General features: G+C 40.7%; 13 protein-coding genes. All 13 read right to left on the bottom strand.

Annotated features, from left to right (window positions below; translation table 11 throughout):
• A partial coding sequence (locus CFS60_RS06965) for a hypothetical protein (protein WP_369823185.1) occupies window positions 1-202 on the bottom strand: 202 nt, incomplete at its 3' end.
• A gap of 272 nt (window positions 203-474) precedes the next feature.
• Entirely contained in the window at window positions 475-1,815 is a 1,341-nt protein-coding gene (gene pbpD1, locus CFS60_RS06970) for a D-alanyl-D-alanine carboxypeptidase PBPD1 (protein ID WP_088839014.1), read from the bottom strand.
• A 114-nt stretch (window positions 1,816-1,929) separates the two neighbouring features.
• Window positions 1,930-3,621, bottom strand: coding sequence for a CocE/NonD family hydrolase (locus tag CFS60_RS06975; RefSeq protein WP_088816029.1), 1,692 nt, complete (start codon window positions 3,619-3,621; stop codon window positions 1,930-1,932).
• Between the two features lie 100 nt (window positions 3,622-3,721).
• Window positions 3,722-6,112, bottom strand: a complete 2,391-nt coding sequence (locus CFS60_RS06980; protein WP_088839015.1) for an immunoglobulin-like domain-containing protein — start codon at window positions 6,110-6,112, stop codon at window positions 3,722-3,724.
• A 237-nt stretch (window positions 6,113-6,349) separates the two neighbouring features.
• The gene (locus tag CFS60_RS06985; RefSeq protein WP_088810052.1) at window positions 6,350-6,619 is read right to left on the bottom strand and encodes a YiaA/YiaB family inner membrane protein; all 270 of its coding nucleotides are present in this window, start codon (window positions 6,617-6,619) and stop codon (window positions 6,350-6,352) included.
• A 123-nt stretch (window positions 6,620-6,742) separates the two neighbouring features.
• Entirely contained in the window at window positions 6,743-7,870 is a 1,128-nt protein-coding gene (locus CFS60_RS06990) for a GGDEF domain-containing protein (protein ID WP_159458297.1), read from the bottom strand.
• Between the two features lie 91 nt (window positions 7,871-7,961).
• On the bottom strand, window positions 7,962-8,318 hold the full coding sequence (locus CFS60_RS06995; protein ID WP_088810054.1) for a hypothetical protein: 357 nt from the start codon (window positions 8,316-8,318) through the stop codon (window positions 7,962-7,964).
• Window positions 8,319-8,440: 122 nt separating this feature from the next.
• Window positions 8,441-10,600, bottom strand: a complete 2,160-nt coding sequence (locus CFS60_RS07000; RefSeq protein WP_088839017.1) for a DNA topoisomerase III — start codon at window positions 10,598-10,600, stop codon at window positions 8,441-8,443.
• The gene (gene recQ / locus CFS60_RS07005; protein WP_088810181.1) at window positions 10,597-12,381 is read right to left on the bottom strand and encodes a DNA helicase RecQ; all 1,785 of its coding nucleotides are present in this window, start codon (window positions 12,379-12,381) and stop codon (window positions 10,597-10,599) included. Before recQ ends, CFS60_RS07000 begins: the two co-directional genes overlap by 4 nt.
• A gap of 802 nt (window positions 12,382-13,183) precedes the next feature.
• Entirely contained in the window at window positions 13,184-14,332 is a 1,149-nt protein-coding gene (locus CFS60_RS07010; protein WP_088810056.1) for an ArgE/DapE family deacylase, read from the bottom strand.
• Between the two features lie 244 nt (window positions 14,333-14,576).
• Window positions 14,577-15,113: an O-acetyl-ADP-ribose deacetylase gene (locus tag CFS60_RS07015; protein WP_088810057.1), complete on the bottom strand. Its 537-nt coding sequence runs from the start codon at window positions 15,111-15,113 to the stop codon at window positions 14,577-14,579.
• A 53-nt stretch (window positions 15,114-15,166) separates the two neighbouring features.
• On the bottom strand, window positions 15,167-15,889 hold the full coding sequence (locus tag CFS60_RS07020) for a Crp/Fnr family transcriptional regulator (RefSeq protein WP_088810058.1): 723 nt from the start codon (window positions 15,887-15,889) through the stop codon (window positions 15,167-15,169).
• A 97-nt stretch (window positions 15,890-15,986) separates the two neighbouring features.
• Window positions 15,987-17,600, bottom strand: coding sequence for a ribosomal protection-like ABC-F family protein (gene abc-f, locus CFS60_RS07025; protein WP_088839018.1), 1,614 nt, complete (start codon window positions 17,598-17,600; stop codon window positions 15,987-15,989).
• Window positions 17,601-17,988: the final 388 nt, after the last annotated feature.

Genomic DNA, 17,988 nt, shown 5'->3' on the forward strand with positions numbered 1-17,988 from the left:
CAAGCAAACTCCCGCCTACCGTCTGATAGGTTTCGCGAAAATAATACTGGGAAGCTTGAATCGCTTGCCCGTCTAAGAAATAATCCGCCGAATAACGAAAGGCGCTTGCTTGTACCGCTTGAATACGGGCACGCATGGTGGCATTGGCCTTTTGTAAGGCTTCTTGAAAGGCACGTACTTCGGCAATACTAATCCGGCTCATGAGGACAACGCCTTTCGAAGCTCGGCTTGCGTATGGTGCTTACTTCTTGTCTCCCTTAACTCGCTTATGAATGTACGCAATTGGTTTTTGCTAATTCGGATTTTAATCATATCCACTCACCTCTTTGTTGTCTAATAATTACATGGTTCAGTATAACACAAAGGAATATAAGAGGGAATTGTGCACGAAATCGCTAATTTTACAACTAAAACAAATACATTCATTGCAAAGCAAACCCTAGACAAAGCCTTTGCCTAGGGTCTAAAATTTTTTTAGTTAAACCAACCTTTAACTCCGTCAGATACGTATGTTCCTACACCTTGGAAGAAACCGCCGACTGCATGCATGCTTTGCGTGAACCAGCCTGCTTCTTCGACATTTGCATTTGTGATAACTGGAACGGTTAACACGTCTGTGCCGTCAACATAGCCTAGCTTATCACCATCTTTAAGAGTAATGGACATCGTTCCTACGTTGGTACCTTTTTTGACTGGCGCATCAATTGACTTTTCTTTTAATGTTACTTTGTTGTCTAATTTGGCATCACCAGTTGAAATGGAGACAACGAGATTGGCATTTTCTCCAGTTACAAGGCCAACTGTATCTTCTTTCCCTTTCACGACATCAATCGTTTTAGGGTCTTTCACTGCAGTTCCTGCTTTTGCTACTTCTTGAACTTTAAAATTATTGAAAGCATAATCGAGCATTTTGTTTGTTTCGTCAAAGCGCGCACTGTTGTGCTGACCTGCGCCAGTTCCGCCATTTGCATGGAGAATGACTGTGATGACGCGCATACCATTTTGTTCAGCCGTTGCAGTTAAGCACATTCCCGCGTAATCAGTCGTACCCGTTTTAAGACCATCAACGCCTGTGCGGCCGTAAATCAGGCCTGGCAGAAGCCAGTTCCAGTTTGTCATTGCGATACGGTCGGACGTTCCCGGTCGGAAATCCTTCTTCGTAATGCTCGCCGTTTTCAGAACTTCTGGATAGTCATCGACGAGATGTTTCGCTAGTTTTGCCATGCCACGCGCGGTCATCTGGTTTTCATCTTTATTCGTCCCAACTTGTTCCATACCTTTTAGATCTTCATTGTTTAACCCAGTAGAATTGACGAACTTGTGGTCGCCAAGTTTTAGCTCATTCGCTTTCTTATTCATCATTTCAACAAACTTACCTTCGGAACCGGCGATTTTTTCCGAGAGTGCAATAGCCGCACCGTTTGCGGAATAAATAGCTATCGCCTCATATAACTCTTGGACGGTGTATTCTTCGCCGAGGCGGAGTGGCACGTTTGATAATGACGTGTCTTGTGAAATTTTGTGAGCGTACTCTGAAATCGTGACTTTATCGTCCCATTTTATTTTTCCATCATGAATTTGCTCAAGGAGAATGTATTCGTCCATCATTTTCGTCATGGACGCAATACCTAATAATTTATCGGCATCTTTCGAATATAAGATTTTTCCAGTACTTTCCTCAATCGCAATGGCTGCACTCGCATTCACGTTTGGTGCATCTGCCGCCTGCGCTAAACTCGGGCTCATAAATAGTCCACTAATTGCAATCGTTCCAGCCATTAAAACAGCGCCGATTTTTTTTGTAAATTTCTTCACTCTACCTTCTCCTTTATAAAACCACTGGCACGCGCCAGTTTTCTCTAAAATTAAAAACATAACCATTTTATTTTACCATGAATACGGAATACCGTACACCAACTATAGACTTATCTATTTTTTTATTATCGGCAAAATGACACAGGACGGATGTTCCGCATCATGAAAAATAACTTGGTTTGCGGGGATGCTCGTCGCCGTGTCAATAAAGCTTCCACCAGTGTTTGGATTCGGATCAAAACGCGGGAAGTTGCTTGAGGAAATTTCCACGCGAATCTGATGCCCTGGAAGAAACACATTACTAACTGCCCATAGATCAATCGTATATTTTAAAATGTGGTTTGCGACGTCATTTTGATGCACACTGGACGCACGAATGATTCCATCGGTCAAATTGAATGCCGTTCCGTCTGGCGCAACGTCCACCAGTTTGGCCGTAAAATCGGTGTTCACCGCATCCGTTTTCGCATACAATTCCACAACAATCGGCCCTGTCACTTCAAGTGGCTCCTCCACCGAAGCGGACGTGTAGCACAAAACATCTTCGCGAAGTTCAAGCGCCGCCTGATCTTTCGGTCCATCAACTTGAAGCCCCTTGTGGAGCGTACCACCGCCATTCGATGGCACCGGATTTTCAGGATTATACGTGTAAAAATCTTGCGTTTGATTCCCCTCCGGAAGCTTTGTGTGCAGCCTGCCGTCGCCATTTCGCGTGTTCGCCGACCCTTCGCTTGCCAAATAAAACGGCGTGAAGTGCGTATTCTCAAGCGGCCAATTTTTCGCCGACCGCCATTCATTCGCCCCCATCGCAAAATATTCAACCGCTGGACGCGGCGCCTCATCTCTGCCCTTCAAATGATGATCAAACCACGCAAGATGCAATTTATGCATACTCGGCCCGCTAAATTTATTCGCCGCCGACCCAAAATCCCGATTTCCAATGTACTGTGTGAAATTCGCATGCGTCCACGGCCCAATAATCAGTTTATCCCCCAAACCACGTTCATGCCCATTTTTAAAATTCGCAATCGTTTTATCCAAAAAGCAGTCGTACCAGCCCGCAATATGTAGCCCCGGCACATTCACACGCGCATAATGATCCCGCACCGTAATCCCGCGCCAGTGCGCATCATCTGGCCGAAGTGAGAGCAATTCCGAAAAATAATTCATCGCACCCGTTCGCACAATTGGTGGCCACTCCACATACGGCTTAAAGTCATACCAAGAATCAATGTCGTCTAAGTCACGCAATACATCTTGCAGACGCTCACTCCGTTTTGATGACTCTTCCCGTGCAATCATATTTGGAAGCATCGACTCCAAATTCCATGTTTCCCACATGCCGAGTTCGAGCGCACCGTCATGGTCATTAAACACGTCTGTCATACTATTTTGCGCCATCACAGGTGCAATCGCTTTTAGTTCAGGTGCTCCGCTAATCGCAGCAAGCATTTGCGTATAACCGTAGTAAGACAGGCCAAACATGCCTACCACGCCGTTTGCATATGGCAGGTTAGCAGCCCATTTAATCGTGTCAAACCCGTCACTTTCCTCCGCCACATATGGCACAAATTTTCCAGAAGAAGAATAACGACCACGCACATCTTGCACAATAACCACGTAGCCCGCCTCCGCCAAAATTTCCGCCCGCATAAAGTTCAAACCGTACTCCTTGCTATAAGGTAGCCGCGTTAGTAAAACCGGGTAAGTGCCTTTTTCTGGGCGATAAATATCCGCCATAAGTGTAACCCCGTCACGTGTTTCCATAGCTACATTTCGTTCTAAAACAATCCGTCTCGATTCCATTTTAAAACCACCTCTCCACCTTATTTTTTCGTAAATTGGAAGAGAAGTCAAAAAAGAGGCTTCCTAATTTGCAGGAAACCCCCATTGTAATGATTTACTTCTATTTAGATACTTTAACGCTTTCCTTATTTTCCTTCTTCTTTTTTCGCCATAGAAGAAGCATTCCGAGTGTCAATAAGATAAACCCTAGCACTACCGTTTTGGTCGATGCAGTATCTCCCGATTTCGGAAGTGTTTTAGTTGGCTCAGATAATTTCAAAAGTTCCGCTTGTACAATGACTTCGCGAGTAAATTCCGCCACATTCCCGTCCGAATCCGTTACTTTATAAAAAACTTGGTACGTATCTGGGTAATTTGTATTTACGTTATTCGAAATAATTTCAATCTTAGCTGTCAAGTTGCCGTCCTCTTTATCTTGCGCTGTTAGATAGACAAACGGGTCAAACAACTCACCTTGTTTTAAAGTTATCGTCTCCTGCCCCGTTATAACCGGCGCCTCAGTGACAATTACTGTACGTATAAAGAACGCTTTATTTCCATCGCTATCCGTCACTTCGTAGCTTACTTCATACGTATCTGATTTACTCGTATCGACGTTGTTGCTTGTAATCTCAACTTGGCTTGTAATGTCTCCATCTTCTTCATCCGTCGCGTTTATCGTACTCATTGGATCAAATTTCGCATTTGGATTTAAACGCGTTTTAGCTTCCCCAGTTATTAGCGGCATTTCTGTAACCAAAACCGTGCGGGTAAATACAGCTTTATTCCCGTCACTATCCGTCACCTCGTAGCTCACTTGATACGTGTCTGGTTTGCTCGTATCAACATTATTACTTGTAATCTCAACTTGACTCGTCACTTCCCCGTCTTCTTTATCCGATGCCCCGATTGTACTCATTGGATCAAATTCCGCATTCGGATTTAAGCGCGTTTCCATCTCCCCTGTTATTACTGGGGCTGCTGTCACAATAACGGTACGAATGAAAGTCGCTTTATTTCCATCACTATCCGCGACCTCGTAGCTTACTTCATATGTATCAGATTTACTCGTATCAACAGGGTTGTTCGTTACAACAACACGACTCGTTATATCTCCGTCCTCTTTGTCAGCCGCTCGAATCGTGCTCATCGGATCAAATTCCACATTCGGGTTTAAGCGTGTTTCGCGCTCACCCGTTATCGCTGGAATATCTTTTACAATAATCGTGCGGTTAAAAGTCGCTTTATTCCCGTCACTGTCTGTAACTTCATAGCTTGCTGCGTATCTGCCTGATTTACTCGTATCAACCGAATTGCTCGTTACACGAACACGAGCTGTAATATCCCCGTCCTCTTTATCCGTCGCACGAATTGTACTCATTGGGTCAAACAGAGCATTCAGTTGTATAACCGTTTCCGCTTCCCCCGTGAGGACAGGTCGTTCATCGGTTCTCACCGCAATCGCATCATCAACTGCGTCTGCATTGTAACTTTCTTCCTCAAAGTTTTCATCACTATAGGTTGCTGCTGTATCAGGGCTCGCAGCAGATGTTTCACTGCTCCCAGTTAACGGAATGGTTACATTCACAGTAGCATTTTTTGCAATACTATCTGTTTTAAAAGTAAGCGTGCGCGTCGCTTCATTATAACTTTCCTGACTAACCCTCGTATTCGCGGACGTTAATCTTCCAGTTGTGTAGGATAACTCATTCGGAATCCGAACAGAAAATTGATTGTTAACAGCTGTCATCCCACCTATATTTTTAGCTTCCAATTGATAATCCGCACTCTGACCAATTTTTATACTATCCAAAGAAAATTGACCCTTCACTTGAAGTTCAGACGGCGTTGTAAACTGGACGTTATCTAAATAGTTTCCTCTACTCGTAAACTCACCCGTATTACTGACCGCACGAAATTGAAAGCGCGTTGTTGTTTGGCCCTCAGGAATTGTATAGCTACCTTTATATTCTCCCCAGCCACTATTCCCATCAGTCATTCTTACTTGTTCAATTAGTGCCCCACCAGGCGCACCAAATTCAGCAATAGCAATATCTGCCTTTTGTCTACCCATGTGATAGACTTGCCAACGAATTTTTGTCCCTGGTGTTGTTGAAATATCTTGATAAAGCGCTGAATTCTCATGTGCATTTAGTTCGGCCCATTGCGTGCCACTTTGTGCATGAAAAGTTTGCTGAATAATCGTATCAATAAAACCTGTCTTCAATAACTCAATTTGATTGTCGCTAGCTGTTGTTTGCCACCCTGGTACAAGCGATGCGTCAAACCAGTTCCAGTTTTCCGCACTGTTAAAAGATGGATTCTCAAAATCACCATTTTGAAGCGTATTAACTGCTGCATCATTTTGAACGTTTGAATGACTTACTGCCGTATCCGCATCTACTTGCATATCTAGCTTTCCTTTGATAATAGGCGAAATGATTAAGCCTGTCACAAGAGTCAAAACAGCAATGATTCTCATCTTTTTTTTGCCGATTTTTTTATTTTTCATTCAATCAAACCCCTTTTTGTTGAATTTTTTAAATTTTACAAATTATCTAACGATAAATTTGTATTTACAGTATACACATATTTAAAAATAAGTGACAACCTTTATCTTTATATAAATCGAATCAAAAAACCTATTTTCACTTTTTTGTCAATTTTCAAAGACAAATAACTACATTTTGGACCTATCATACAAAAAAAACAAACCAGAAATTCTCCTTCTGGTTTGTTTCAACGTAAACTAATTTTGACTTTCTCGTTCAGCACTTTGATCAATTGCACGGAACATCTGATTGTAACGCTCTTCGTCTTCTTGATTATCCCGTACTACTTTTGCAACTGTGAAGGCAGATGAAATTAAACCAACAGCTCCCATCAAGTAATATCCTTTTACCATTAACGGTTCTTTTAACGTAATTAACCCAATTACCATCAATGCTAAAAATGTAACAAATGATCCCCAAGCCAACAATACAAAAGCTGGTGAATTTCGATAAGCTTTTCTCTTCATAGATAGTCTCCTTTTTTATAAATCTGTTTACTTATTCACTATATCATACCATTGTATGATTATTTGTGACAATTTTTCGACACTTATTCTTTTAAACATAAGAATTTTCCCGATTCCAGTTACTTATCCAGCAACCGCGTCTTGCATGTCTTCACTATTACATAAAACTACTTTGTTTCTCCCCGTATGTTTAGCCTCATAGAGCGCTTTATCTGCATATTGATAAAGCTTATTAAGTTGTTTTCTACTTTTTCCACCCGATGCGATACCGATTGAAATCGTTGTTCGAATTGTTTCGCTTGAGCTAAGTATAATAGGATGCTCTTGAATAGCTAATCGAATTTCTTCACCTATTTCATGGGCTTTTTCACTAGGCGCGTTTGGCAGTAGGTAGCAAAATTCTTCCCCGCCGACTCGGAAGAGATTTTCAGGCATCTCCACTTTTGTTTTCATCGTTTGAGCAATTGATTGGAGTACGCGGTCACCAGATGCGTGCCCATACGTATCGTTAACTTTCTTAAAAAAATCAATGTCCATAATAAAAATGGCGAGCTCCTGAATTTTCGGGTTCTTCGCAAGCTCTTTTGTACGGCTGCTGAAAGCTCTCACATTGTACAGCCCCGTTAAAAAGTCCACATACGCGTACTCAACCTCTTCGCGGAGTAAGCGTCGCGTCGTGAGCATATCATTGATAATAAAATTAATGCTAAATAGCGCTACGAATGAAACTACGAAGATACTCCCGCCAATAAAAAACACAAATGGCTGATATCCGTAATAAAGAAACAACGTAGCCGTATAAATCGTCACCCCTATTGTGTTTAAAAGGAGAAAGGACTGGATTTGGTGCAATTTGCTTTTCCTAAGCTTCACCGCAATAAAAATAAGCGGGAGTGCCACGGTTAACGTGCAAAACACCCCAAATAGCGTAGATTCGTTTAGTCCTCCACCAATAAAAATACGAATGCCACAAGCAACCAGGGCGGCAAGGAGCGCAGGGGAAGCGCCAATATAATACGCTAATAGCATAAAAACAATAAAACGTAAATCAACTTGAATACCACTTGGTAACTTAATCGCGAAAAACATCAAAGCAAAGTTCGTCACAGAAGCCGCCATAACAATATAACAACGTGTTTTCCAAGTAAGACTCAACTTTTTTTCATTTGGAATTATCTTATTGATGATGTAGCAACCAGTAATCACAATGAAAACGTTGGTCAGAGACGCCATAATAACTTCTATTAACATATACATTCCTTTCCATGATAAATTCGTCTACTTTATTTTAACAATTTAAGCAAAGAATGTAAAATTAATCACAAAAAGGCGGTTTTGCCATTCAAATCTTATTTAACCTAACTTCCAACTCTTTAACCCAATTTGTAATGGCGTCATAAAACAAGACAAACTCAAAATCAGACATATTATAATGAACTATATATTGATTATCACGTAAGCAAATCATAATCGAAGAACGTATTTGTTCCTCCAAAGCATCTTTTTGAATGTCTTCACGATAAAATACCCAGTGTGTGGCTGTTGGGATTGGCTCCGTTTTCTTCTTTAAGTCTTCTGCAATGAGTCTACAAATTGTTTCTTCTAGTCCCTCTTCCTCTATGCTTGAAAAGTGCCCGTACCAAAGCGTACGACTGCATTCCTCACCTGAAGAGTGGCTCTCATCATAAAATTGTTTCATCTGCTTCAGCTCCTTTATACCTCTTAATTAAATCCTCAAGAAATTGCGTTTGATTATCAGACAACCTCTTTATTATAACTAGCAAAATCGAATGTTCCACGTGAAACATTCGATTCCTTCAACTACTTATCTAACTTCAATTTAGCTAAAGCCTCTGCCATAGGATTGTTAAATGGCTCATCTTCTTGTTTATTCTGCTGTTTCATATATTTCGCAACATCTTTTTTAGAAACATTTTTATTTTTTTCTTTGCCACGACGATCATTAAAGGCACTCAGTTTTTCACGATAGCCACACGTACCACAAACAAAAATTTGTTTATCTCCTTGCCCTTTTAGCTCTAGTTTTTTATGGCAATTGGGGCAGCGCGCATTGGTTGCACGCGATAGGGATTCGCGGTGCCCGCATTCTCGGTCTTGGCAAACTAGCATTGTGCCGCGCTTACCTTTGACCTTCAGCATTAACTTACCGCAGTCTGGGCATTTTTGCGAGGTGACATTATCATGCTTAAATTTGCGATCGTTTTGCTTGATTTCTAAAACGGCTTTTTTAGCATAGTCGCGCATTTCGCTCGTGAATTTTTGTTCGTTCAGTTTTCCAGATGCAATTTGCGATAGCTTTTGCTCCCAAACAGCCGTTAATTCTGGGGATTTCAAATCAGACGGAACTAAGTCCAGCAATTGGCGTCCTTTTGATGTAATTTGAATTTCTTTCCCGTGTTTTTCCAAAGAAAAGCTGTTGAAAAGTTTTTCAATGATGTCTGCGCGTGTTGCTACTGTGCCAAGCCCCCCCGTTTCACCAAGCGTTTTTGCTAAACTCTTATCGGAAGTCGCCATATACTTGCTTGGATTTTCCATTGCCGAAAGCAGTGTGGCTTCATTGAATCTTGCTGGCGGCTTGGTTTTTCCAGAACGAATTTGAACCTGTCTGACAGGAATTTTATCGCCGACTTTCATTTTGGTTACCGTATCAGCTTCATCGTTCCGCCCAGCTATCGCCTTCCAACCAAGTGATCTAACTACTTTTCCTTTTAAAGAAAAGGCGACATCTTCCATCTTAGCTTCTACGCTCGTTTCCTCGTACACATAAGGCTCGGAAAGTACGGCTAGAAAGCGCGTTACAACTAGGTCATAAATTTTCCGTTCTTTGTCCGATAAATCGCCAAGTGACACAGTTTCTTCAGTCGGAATAATCGCATGGTGATCACTAACTTTGCGGTTATCAACAAAAGATTTATTCGCTTTTATTCCTTTTTGGATAATGCTGCGCGCAAATTTCGCATATTCGCCGACACCGCAACCTTCAAGACGCTCTTTCAAAGTAGGTACGATATCATCAGAAAGATAGCGCGAATCTGTACGTGGATAAGTCAGCACTTTATGACGCTCATATAAATTTTGCATTAAGTTTAATGTTTCTTTCGCAGAGAAATCATAGCGCTGGTTCGCATCACGTTGCAGTTCTGTTAAATCGTACAGCCCCGGTGAAAAACTCTTTTTCTCTTTCACATCGACACTCGTCACATGCAAATCAGCACCACGCAATTTTTTCAGAAGCGTTTCAATTCGCTCCTTATCAAAAACTTGCCCCTCTTTCCAAGTAAAAGTCCCATTTTCTGTAACGGCTTCGAGCGTATAGTGTTCTCTTGGCTTAAATTTTTGAATTTCTTCCTCACGAGCGGCAATCATTGCGAGCGTAGGCGTTTGAACCCGACCACAAGACAGCTGCGCGTTAAATTTCGTCGTCAATGCGCGTGTTGCATTAATCCCAACAACCCAGTCCGCAACCGAACGGGCAACTGCCGAATGATATAGGTTTTCATAGTTCTTTCCGGGCTTTAAATTTTTGAAGCCTTCCCGAATTGCCTTGTCCGTCACAGACGAAATCCACAGGCGCTTAACAGGTTTGCGCACTTTCGCATAATCAAGCACCCAGCGCGCAACTAGTTCGCCTTCGCGTCCCGCATCCGTCGCAATGACAACCTCCGAAACATCCTTTCTAAGCAAAAGTTTCTTCACCGTTTCGTATTGACGGCGTGTTTCTTTAATTGGTACTAACTTCATTTTTTCGGGTAAAATTGGGAGATCTGCCATATCCCAGCTCTTAAATTTCGCGTCGTACATCTCAGGATCCGCCAGCGTAATGAGGTGCCCAAGAGCCCACGTCACAATATATTTGTCGCCCTCTAAAAAGCCGTTCTTGCCATTTCCTCGCGCATTTAAAACGCGACCAATATCTTTACCAACTGAAGGCTTTTCAGCTAGCACTACTGTTTTTGTCATTCTACATTCACTCCAGTTTGTTCATTTTGTAAAAGCGTTAAAAATTCAAAGCCATATTTTTCCATCTTCACCGCTCCAACACCTTTAATTTTCAGCATATCCGCTTCATTTTGCGGCATAAATTGACACATTTCACGCAGCGTTTCATCCGAAAAGATAATGTATGGTGGGACCTTGTCGCGTACGGAAAGCTCTCGTCGTTTCTCACGTAACAATTCGAATAGCGTTTGGTCCACATCAAGAACAACACGCGTCGCCTGTTTCGCTTCTTTTCGCATCACAATTAGTTCCGATTTCAGCACTTGAACGGCTTTTTCCGTCAAATAAAGCGAAGGAAATTGTCCGTCTGCCGGTTGTAAATATTTTTCCGCTGTCAAATAGTCGATGAGTTGCAAAACGTCTTTTTGTGACATGCCTTTCATTAAACCGTGCGTACTAAGCTGATCAAAACGCCATTGCTTCACTTTTTGGTCATTCGATCCGGTTAAAACTTTGGCCACAAGCACCTTTCCGAATCGCTCACCCATACGTTTCACACAAGAAAATACTTGCTGTGCTTGAATCGTAATATCTTTTTCCTCACGTGTATCTAAACAATTACTACATTTCCCGCAGTTTTCCTCGTCCTCACCGAAATACTGAACGATATATTTTTGCAAACAAATCTCTGTGTATCCGTAACCCGACATTTGTCGCAGCTTGCGGTATTCGTTCTCTTTCCGTTCATCCGGGAGCTCCGATTGCTCAATCAAAAACTGCTGAATGTGCGTATCCTGCGGCGAAAACAGTAAAATACAGTCACTCGGCACACCGTCACGTCCCGCACGTCCTGCTTCCTGATAGTACGCCTCCATGTTGCGCGGAATGTTGTAATGCAAAACAAAGCGCACATTCGATTTATTGATGCCCATGCCGAATGCATTTGTTGCTACAATCACTCTTTTTTCGTCAAAAAGGAAAGCAGTTTGTGTTTCGTCGCGCTCCGTATCATTCATGCCCCCGTGATATTTTCCGGACGAAACCCCGTTTTTATTCAAAAACTCCGCAATCCGTTCGACTTCCTTACGCGTAGCCGCATATACAATGCCCGATTCGGTATTATTTTGTGCCAAATAATCGAGCAAATACTTATCCTTGTCTTGCCCTTTTACGACTTGAAAAGCTAAATTATCTCTAGAAAATCCCGTTTTGATAACATGCTCATTTTGAATGCCGAGCAATTTGCAAATATCCTTTGAAACGTCTGGCGTTGCTGTAGCCGTCAAAGCGACAATCAGCGGCCTTACAGCCATATCATTCAAATAATCGCACAGCTTCAAATAGCTTGGCCGAAAATCGTGTCCCCACTGTGAAATACAGTGCGCCTCATCAATTGCAAAAAGCGAAATTTCCGTTTCATCTAAAAGGCTTTGAAATTGTGGCGTGTCTAGTCGTTCGGGTGCAATATACAGCATTTTGAGGTTCCCTGTCCGCGCCAAATTAAGTCTTTCATTCACTTCTCGAATGGATAATGTGCTATTAATAAACGTCGCCGAAATTCCCGCCGCATGAAGCGCATCGACCTGATCTTTCATGAGCGAAATAAGTGGCGACACCACAATTGTAAGCCCCTCAAAAACAAGTGCCGGAATTTGATAACATAGCGATTTCCCGCCGCCCGTCGGCATAATCGCAAGCGTGTCTTGCCGATTTAAAAGCTGCCGAATCGCTTCTTTTTGCCCCGAACGAAATGACGCATAACCAAAGCTCTTTTGTAAAATCTCTTCTGCCTGTTTGAGCACCATATACGCCTCCTTTTCCGAATTTAGTCTATTTAAAAGTGTACCACAAAACGCGCAAAATGAATAATCGCTCACCAAACGCAAAATTCCATTTTGACCTGCAATTTAGGCATGAAAAAAACACCCAAATATGGTAATTTGAGTGTTTCTATACATTATACGCTGTAATTAGGTGCTTCTTTTTGTAATTTGCATATCGTTGTGGGTGGCTTTCGCGAAGATTGACACAACAGTAGCCATGCTAGAACGAATTCCCCAAATTAACTGAAACTGCACATCATAAACAGAGCCTTTAGCCAGAACACGCCCTTCCATATTCACATGAAATTCAAGTTTTCAAAGTCGACATAAAAAAACCAACGTGGAAAAGGGAGGGAACCACGTTGGTTAAAAAGGGAGTTTTGGAATTTTCATTTGGGGGAAATGAAAATCATTTGTTGTTAGCTTATGGTTATATTTTAACTGCACTCTACTAAAATCTACTGTGAAAAAAATGAAAGTTTGTTAAGAAAAACACGTTTCCCGGTAAAGCTGTTATATTTTGTCATCTCTTGGTGGCTAAATCAAGTGGTTTTTCCAAACTTATTATTGCAGACTGATTCTTTCTTGTAAATATACTTTTTCAATCCATAAAAAAACCAGTGTGGAAAAGGGAGGAACCACACTGGTCAAAAAAGGGAGTTTTGGGATTTTCATTTAAAAGGGGAAAATGAAAATGTTTGTTGTTAGCTTATGACTATATATTACCGAGAAATCCCTAAAATCCACTGTGAAAAAAATGAAAATTCACTAAGAAAATGATTTATTTCTTTTCATTCAGGAAGCGAATCGCAATTTGTTTATACACATCAATCATTTCCAAATAATTCGCGATGCTGACATATTCATTCACTTGATGCGGCGTTTCGTTCCCTGGTCCAAAAATAATTGTCGCAAATTCTTTTTTTGATTTTGTGAATTCCGCAGCATCTGTCGTTCCTGAAATCCCAAGAAGCGGCATTTTCTTTCCGATAAGCTCTTGCGCCACATCTTGCGCGACTTGAACGAGTTCGGAGTCGGCTTCACTAAACACGGGTTGCTTATCATAATCCCACTTTAATTCCAACTGAACTTGCTCTTGTCCATTTAACTGTTCTACAATTTCAGCAAATTTTTGCTTCACTTCCTCATTGCTAACTTCTGGAATAGTTCGGATATTCCCTTGCATGTATGCTTGCTCAGGAATGCTATTCACTTGATTACCGCCTTCAATAATGGTGACATTATGGATAAATTTTCCTAAAATTGCATTTTCCTTCTGTATAGAGTGAACATAACTTTCTATTGCACGATAACAAAGCATCAAATTGTCAATTGCGTTAATTCCAAATTCAGGTGTCGAACTATGCGCATTTTTTCCAAAAGAAACAATCTTATAATTCATCGATCCTTTGTGCGCATAGACAATATTATGCCCGCTCGGCTCACCGATAATTAAACCATCTAAATTATCAGCATACCCTTCGTCAGTAAGCTGCTTAGCGCCTAGCTCCCCTACTTCCTCACCAACAGTCGCAAGCAATTTGATTTCTCCGTCTAACGAAATCTTCTCTTCGGCAAGTTCAATCATCGCAATAATAAGCGCCGCCAGCCCAGATTTCATATCCGTTGCCCCGCGACCGTATAGCTGATCATTTCGTTCAGTTCCTTCAAAAGGGGGCGTGTCCCAATCCGCCAAGTTCCCCGCATCAACCACATCCATGTGACCCGAGAAACCTAATACGCGACCATTTGGGTTCCCAATACGACTTATTAAATTCGCTCGCTTTTCAGCAAACATCACTTTTTGAGATTGAATCCCATGGCGACTCAAAACCGCAGCTAAATAGTCTGCCACAGCCTCTTCGTTTCCATTCGTAGAATCAATGCTTACAATGTCTTTCAAGATTTGTATTTTTTCTTGTCGCTCCATGTCCCATCCTTCTTTCACCTAGATTTACTCTTCCTTCTATTCCCTAAATTCATTACTTTTACGCACAAAAAAACCAACGTGGAAAAAGGGAGGAAACCACGTTGGTCAAAAAAGGGAGTTTTGGGATTTTCATTTTGGGGAAATGAAAATGTTTTGTTTGTTGTTAGCTTATGACTATATATTATCCAGATTTCCCTAAATTCTGCTGTGAATAATATGAAAGTTCCCTAAGAATTCCATTTTTTTATTTTAATAAACCTTTTTCTCGTAACTTAATATCATATAATTGATAATTTTCTACATCAAAACATACAAAACAAATTTCCTCTAAGGACGTTTCAGGTTCTGCAGATAGCCATTCGGAAACTGTATCTATTGCAACTTCAGCAGCCAGTTCTTTCGGGAATTGATAAATACCCGTTGAGATATTGGGAAACGCAATACTTTTTAGCTCTTTATATGCCGCGATATCAAGCGATTTCCAGTAGCAAGAAGCTAATAAATTCGGCTCGCGTTTATCTCCACCCTGCCAAATAGGTCCAACTGTATGAATAACGTATTTTGCCGGCAATTGGAATCCTTCGGTAATGACTGCCTCACCCGTTGTACAGCTTCCAATTTTTTGCGCAATCTTCTTACAAGCCGAAAGCAATTCGGGGCCTGCTGCTTGATGTATGGCACCATCTACGCCGCCACCGCCAAGGAGTGTGTTGTTTGCGGCATTTACAATTGCATCGGTCGTCTGTTCTGTAATGTCACCTTGTACTAAACGTATTTTCATAGAAAAGCACCTCCTCCCTCTATTTTAAAGCATAGAAAGAGAAAGTGCATTTTTTAAAGACGATTAATATCTTTTATAATCCATGGCTTCGGTCGAACGTGTAAAATATCATCTTGCACAAGTCGGCCAAGTGTTAGCGCAACAAACTCACGTGTTGCAGTCGAATACTTTGCTAAAATGGGTTGAGTAATCTCTGAAGGCAAAATAATTTGACCTTGTTCATCTTCTCTGCCAAGTTCTAGTCCAATTTGAGCAATACAAGCACGAATTCTTTCTTCTTTAGACAAAGTATTTTTGACTAAATGCTCCATCGCCATCTGCAAAAGTCGCTCCTTCTGATTTAAAAAAAAGCGCGAATCAATTCCAGCACGTGCTAAAATGCGAGTTAAGAAAGAATGATTAATTTCCCAACATGCCCCACTTGTCAAAGACTTGATATTTACTTGAGTTGTTGAGTCGAATTGCATAAGTGCATCTGGGGCAAAAAAAGCACTTTCAGTTAAAAATTTCAATGTTAATTCTTGTTGTTCCATCTCTTCAAAACTAAGGTTTAACATCATTGTTCCGGCAACTAGAAAATATACTTTTCCATCTGGATTTGATTCAGTAAAAATGGTTTGACCCTTTTTAAAAAGAATCATTTTAGCATGCTTATTAAAGTCTTTCTCACGTTTACAAAGGGTTAATATTTCATCTTCCGAAATCTGAGTGGCTTGATTCTCTCTATTATACATCATAAAAAACTCCTCTTTGTCGTTTCTCTCAACTAAAATCATAATCCACTTCTACTAATTTTGTTAAACCTTTTTTTGTAAAATTAATATATAAATTAACAAGTTTCACAAAAAAGTCACAAAAAATATCTTATTTTTGTTAAAATATAACTTTTTCAGAAAACCAGGAAAAATTTCCATCAAAATTGTTTAATATTTTATTATGCAAATAAAGTGTCCGTGAACAAGTTTCGTCAATAAAATATCGATCATGTGATATCACAATTAATGTTCCTTTAAATTGACGAATTGCTTCCTCAAGCACTTCGCGCGATGCAATATCCAAATGATTCGTTGGCTCATCTAAAATAAGCGTGTTGACTGGCTGATTGATGAACTTGGCTAATCTAAGTCGCATACGCTCTCCCCCGCTTAGTTGCTCTACTTTTTGAAAGACCATTTCCTGATAGAACATAAAATTCGCCAACATGTTTCGTGCTTCTCCTTCTGGCACGTGAACCTCCTTACGAAATGCTTCAAGCACGGTTTCCTTGCCCGACATTTCGTCCATTTGTTGCGATAAATAAGCGATTTTCACATTACTCCCAACCTTCACACGCCCTTTGCTCGGTGCCTCCTCTCCTAAAATCATCCGCAGAAGCGTTGACTTACCGGCACCGTTATCGCCAATAATCGCAACACGCTCCCCCTCACGAATATGCAAATTAACATCTTCAAACAAAACCCGGTCATGAAATGATTTCGTCACTTCATCAAACAAGACAACATCTTCCCCGCTTCGTTTCGCCTCTTCAAACTGCAACTGCATTTCCTTTTGACTTAAAGCAGGACGTTTTACTTTTTCCATTCGCTCAAGCGCTCGTTCCATACTCTTGGCTCGCCTAAAGAAGTTATCATTTGGCGGGTTGGCTTGTATTGCCCATTCTCTAAGTTGCTTAATTGCTTGCTTCATCTTTTTAATTTTTTTCTGTTGGTCTTTATATGCTTGAAATTCTCTTAAAATCCGTTCTTCACGCTCTTTTAAATAGCCAGAAAAATTAGTATGGTACGTGATGAGTTCCTGATTTTCCAATTCAATCATTTTTGAAACAATTTCATCCAAGAAATATCGATCATGTGACACAACTAAGATGGCACCTTTATAGCGCTGTAAAAATTGCGTCAACCATGTCACTGCTTTTAAATCCAAATGATTTGTCGGTTCATCAAGTAAAATCAAATCGTTTTTTTGCAATAAAAGTGCTCCTAAAGCTGTTTTCGTCTTCTCACCACCACTTAAATCTTTAAATTTTTCCGCTTGTAAAGAACTGATACCCAGGCCATTCATTACTTTCGCAATTTCCGAATCCATTTCATAACCGCCTTGTTCCGCAAATGATGCAAGTAAATCGCCATATCGATCCATAATTTTAGTCGAGGCATCCATCTCCATTTGTTTTTCCAAGTTCTCCATTTGCGAAGCAATTTCAAGCAGATTAGAAAAACTGCTTTTTAAAACATCATAGACTGTCACATCAGCTGTTTTTTCTTGGAATTGATTCAACATACCGATTCGCAGACCTTTTTTTCGAGTCACATTTCCACTATTAATACTTTCCAATTCTGCAATAATTTTTAATATCGTACTTTTACCTTCACCATTTCGTCCAATGAGACCAACTCGTTCACCTTCCATGATTTGCATGGAAATATTGTTTAAAATGTTATCACCCGCAAAGCTTTTACTTACTTGATTTAAATCTATAATTTTCATCTTTCTTCCTCCTTCATACGCTGAAAAGAGGCATGAATGTTTCACGTGAAACATTTTTTGTACGCAAAAAAAAGCACCAGACAAGCGCCTGGTGCCTTCCCATTTATTCAAAATGAGATCCATGCTTCTCTTCAAATTCCATCTATGCATTTACTGAAAACTGGGCATACTTGTCCCCTGTAAATGCGAAAATGGAAAAAAGCGCACGAACAATATATAAGAATTCAACTAAACTTGCTTGTGCCTTTGAAAGAAACATCGATCTCACCTCACTTTTAATTTATTTCTTACAGAATAACTTGATTTTGGCATTTTGTCAATGAAACATGTTGTTTCAGTTTTGAAACTTTTACCAATCACATGAAACAATGACCAGAAAGGCATGAAA

It is taken from the genome of Listeria sp. ILCC792, assembly GCF_900186135.1.
Lineage (GTDB): Bacteria > Bacillota > Bacilli > Lactobacillales > Listeriaceae > Listeria > Listeria goaensis.

What these genes read in the sequence shown, in the direction of transcription:
- CFS60_RS06975 (WP_088816029.1), bottom strand. Translation starts at nt 3,621, where the DNA reads ATGGAATCGAGACGGATTGTTTTAGAACGAAATGTAGCTATGGAAACA.
- CFS60_RS06990 (WP_159458297.1), bottom strand. Translation starts at nt 7,870, where the DNA reads ATGTTAATAGAAGTTATTATGGCGTCTCTGACCAACGTTTTCATTGTG.
- CFS60_RS07000 (WP_088839017.1), bottom strand. Translation starts at nt 10,600, where the DNA reads ATGACAAAAACAGTAGTGCTAGCTGAAAAGCCTTCAGTTGGTAAAGAT.
- CFS60_RS06995 (WP_088810054.1), bottom strand. Translation starts at nt 8,318, where the DNA reads ATGAAACAATTTTATGATGAGAGCCACTCTTCAGGTGAGGAATGCAGT.
- CFS60_RS07020 (WP_088810058.1), bottom strand. Translation starts at nt 15,889, where the DNA reads ATGATTTTAGTTGAGAGAAACGACAAAGAGGAGTTTTTTATGATGTAT.
- CFS60_RS06985 (WP_088810052.1), bottom strand. Translation starts at nt 6,619, where the DNA reads ATGAAGAGAAAAGCTTATCGAAATTCACCAGCTTTTGTATTGTTGGCT.
- CFS60_RS07010 (WP_088810056.1), bottom strand. Translation starts at nt 14,332, where the DNA reads ATGGAGCGACAAGAAAAAATACAAATCTTGAAAGACATTGTAAGCATT.
- abc-f (WP_088839018.1), bottom strand. Translation starts at nt 17,600, where the DNA reads ATGAAAATTATAGATTTAAATCAAGTAAGTAAAAGCTTTGCGGGTGAT.
- CFS60_RS06980 (WP_088839015.1), bottom strand. Translation starts at nt 6,112, where the DNA reads ATGAAAAATAAAAAAATCGGCAAAAAAAAGATGAGAATCATTGCTGTT.
- CFS60_RS07015 (WP_088810057.1), bottom strand. Translation starts at nt 15,113, where the DNA reads ATGAAAATACGTTTAGTACAAGGTGACATTACAGAACAGACGACCGAT.